The organism is Streptomyces recifensis, from assembly GCF_002154615.1.
Taxonomy (GTDB): domain Bacteria; phylum Actinomycetota; class Actinomycetes; order Streptomycetales; family Streptomycetaceae; genus Streptomyces; species Streptomyces griseoluteus.
Genome location: NZ_MUNH01000074.1, coordinates 1 through 3,073 on the forward strand (window position 1 = coordinate 1; position 3,073 = coordinate 3,073).

Here is a 3,073-nt window from a genome sequence, read left to right on the forward strand (position 1 = left end):
GCGCGGGCGACGACCAGGCCGAGGGCGACGACCAGCAGCAGCGTGCCGAAGGTCCAGCCCCAGCCGAGGGCCTGTTCGGCGGCGCGGGTGAGCGGCTTGAGGACCAGGCCGGCGAAGGGGGTGCCGGTGAACCGGGTGGAGTCGTACAGGGAGCCGTTGACGTGCAGGACGCCGTCCGGGCCGACCCAGGTCTCCAGGTCGGTGAGGCGCTGCCCGCTCGGGGTGGTGAGGACGAGGGCCATCTGCCGGGCGGCGAGGATCGTGGCGACCGTCCACAGGGCGAGCCGGGCGGCGCGCAGCCGGGCTCTGGGGCCGGCTCCGGCCGTCGCCAGGGGGTCCGCCGACCGGCCGCCGTGCTCCACGTCCACCACGCCTCGTGGCCTCCCGCCCCATCGCGTCACGGTATGCCCGTCACCCATTTGTCCGGATGATGATAGTCCGCGGAGGGGCCGGTTTCCGGTCCGGAGCGCGATATGGATCACATTTTTGATGCGGATCGTGCTCGGCGAACAGGGCAGACGTACCAGCGTAGACGCGGTTTCTTTGCAGAACGCAACAGTCCGCGCACAGGACGTAAGGGGCCGAATCTCTCCTATCGTCTCTTTTCTGCCTGACGCACGTCATCGCCGTCGTCGTCCGGCGCTGCCCGTGTCCCCGTCGAAAGGCAGGCGAGTTCCGTTTTGGCCGCCACCGCTGTCAGTCCCCGTCCGAAGTCCCTTCGGGCCCCGAAGGCCCAGGCAGAGCCCACGGTCACCGACCCCGCGCTCGTCAAGCGTGCCGTCAAGGCTGCCGCGCTCGGCAACGCCATGGAGTGGTTCGACTTCGGCGTCTACAGCTACATCGCCGTGACGCTGGGCAAAGTCTTCTTCCCTTCCGGGAACCCGACTGCACAGCTCCTCTCGACGTTCGGCGCCTTCGCGGCGGCCTTCCTCGTCCGCCCCCTCGGCGGTATGATCTTCGGCCCGCTGGGTGACCGAGTGGGGCGCCAGAAGGTCCTCGCCGTCACGATGATCATGATGGCGGCGGGCACGTTCGCCATCGGCCTGATCCCCTCCTACGCCTCCATCGGCGTCGGCGCGCCGCTGCTGCTGCTGGCGGCCCGGCTGGTGCAGGGCTTCTCCACCGGTGGTGAGTACGCCGGTGCCTCGACCTTCATCGCCGAGTACGCGCCCGACAAGAAGCGCGGCTTCCTCGGCAGCTGGCTGGAGTTCGGCACGCTGGCCGGTTACATCGGCGGCGCGGGCCTGGTCACGCTGATGACGGCCCTGCTCTCCAGCGACGACCTGCTCTCCTGGGGCTGGCGCATCCCGTTCCTGATCGCCGGTCCGATGGGCATCATCGGCCTGTACCTGCGGATGCGCCTGGAGGAGACCCCGGCGTTCGCCGCCGAGGTCGAGAAGGCCGAGACCAACCGGCCGAAGGTGCCGCTGCGCGAGATGCTCGCGGGCCAGTGGCAGTCGCTGCTGCTCTGTGTCGGCCTGGTGCTGGTCTTCAACGTCACCGACTACATGCTGCTGTCGTACATGCCGAGCTTCCTCACCAGTGAGCTGAAGTACGACGAGACGCACGGTCTGCTGGTCGTGCTCGGTGTGATGGCGCTGATGATGATCGTCCAGCCGTTCGCGGGCGCCCTGACCGACCGCGTCGGCCGCCGTCCGGTGATCGCCGCGGGCTGCGCGGGCTTCCTGTTCCTGTCGATCCCGGCGCTGCTGCTGATCCGCCAGGGCAGCCTGCTCGCCGTCGCGCTCGGCATGGGCGCGCTGGGTCTGCTGCTGGTCTGCTTCACCGCCGCCATGCCGGCCGCGCTCCCGGCGCTGTTCCCGACCCGGGTCCGCTACGGCTCGCTGTCGATCGGCTTCAACGTCTCGGTGTCCCTGTTCGGCGGTACGACCCCGCTGGTGGTCACCGCGCTGATCGGCGCGACCGGCAACCTGATGATGCCCGCGTACTACATGATGGCGGCCGCCGTCATCGGTGGCTTCGCGGTGTGGCGGATGAGCGAGTCCGCCGGCCGTCCGCTGCCGGGTTCGCCGCCCGCGGTGGAGGCCGAGCAGTAGGAGTCCTTTCTCCGGGCGAGGTGGGCGCGGGAACCGTACGCACGGTTTCCGCGCCCACTTCTGTCTTTCCGGGGGGCACCATGGACCCTGGCAGAGGCATTGCGCAGACACTCGGGAAAGGCAGCACACGCATGAGCGAGTCGCAGCGGTGGGACGACGTCGACCTCTACTTCACCGGCCGGCTCGCACCGGACGACGACGCCCTGCGGGCCGCGCTGCGCGACTCGGAGGCGGCCGGGCTGCCGTCCATCGCGGTGACCCCCACCCAGGGCAAGTTCCTCCAGCTCCTCGCGCAGATCCAGGGCGCCCGTACGGTGCTGGAGATCGGCACCCTCGGCGGGTACAGCACCATCTGGCTGGCCCGCGCCCTGCCCGAGGACGGCCGCGTGGTCACACTGGAGCACAACCCGGAACACGCCGACGTGGCGGTCCGCAACATCGCTCGCGCGGGCCTCGACCGGATGGTGGACGTACGGGTCGGCCCGGCCCTGGAGTCCCTCCCCAACCTCGCCGACGAGAACCCGGCCCCCTTCGACCTGGTCTTCATCGACGCCGACAAGGCCAACAACCCGCACTACGTCGAGTGGGCCCTCCGGCTCACCCGCACCGGCAGTCTGATCATCCTCGACAACGTCGTCCGCGACGGCCGCGTGGCCGACCCGACCAGCACCGACCCCGCCATCACCGGCACCCGCGCGGCCATCGACCTCATCGCCGACCACCCCCGCCTGACGGGCACGGCCCTCCAGACAGTGGGCGGCAAGGGCTACGACGGCTTCGCCCTGGCACGGGTGGTGGGCTGAGGCCCTGCGGGGCCGCCCGAGCTGCTCAGCACACGTCCGGCCCGCCCCGCCGAGCCGGGGGCACCGGTCGGCCGACAGCGCGCCGCCGGGCCCGGCGGGCAGCCTGGCCCACGGGGCGGACACCGGCCCGCCGTCAGCGCACTGCCGTCCTGAAGGCGGGAACGCCGTCCGCCTGACCCCACCGGCCCCCAGCCCGGGGCCCGGCACTCACCC

At 71.0% G+C, this 3,073-nt stretch carries 2 protein-coding genes and 1 pseudogene; 2 read left to right on the forward strand and 1 reads right to left on the reverse strand.

The window, feature by feature from the left end; genetic code table 11:
* Positions 1-419, reverse strand: a pseudogene (locus CCN33_RS04910) (hypothetical protein); the annotation flags it as partial.
* 261 nt (positions 420-680) lie between these two features.
* On the opposite strand from CCN33_RS04910, the gene proP reads away from it, so the two are divergent.
* Together proP and CCN33_RS04920 are read left to right on the forward strand one after the other, a co-directional pair.
* A complete protein-coding gene (proP, locus tag CCN33_RS04915) occupies positions 681-2,057 on the forward strand; it encodes a glycine betaine/L-proline transporter ProP (protein ID WP_086691483.1) in 1,377 nt (458 codons plus the stop codon).
* A 131-nt stretch (positions 2,058-2,188) separates the two neighbouring features.
* Entirely contained in the window at positions 2,189-2,860 is a 672-nt protein-coding gene (locus CCN33_RS04920; RefSeq protein WP_086691486.1) for an O-methyltransferase, read from the forward strand.
* Positions 2,861-3,073: the final 213 nt, after the last annotated feature.

Excerpts from the sequence above, each read along its gene's own strand:
- CCN33_RS04920 (WP_086691486.1), top strand. The coding sequence starts at position 2,189 with ATGAGCGAGTCGCAGCGGTGGGACGACGTCGACCTCTACTTCACCGGC.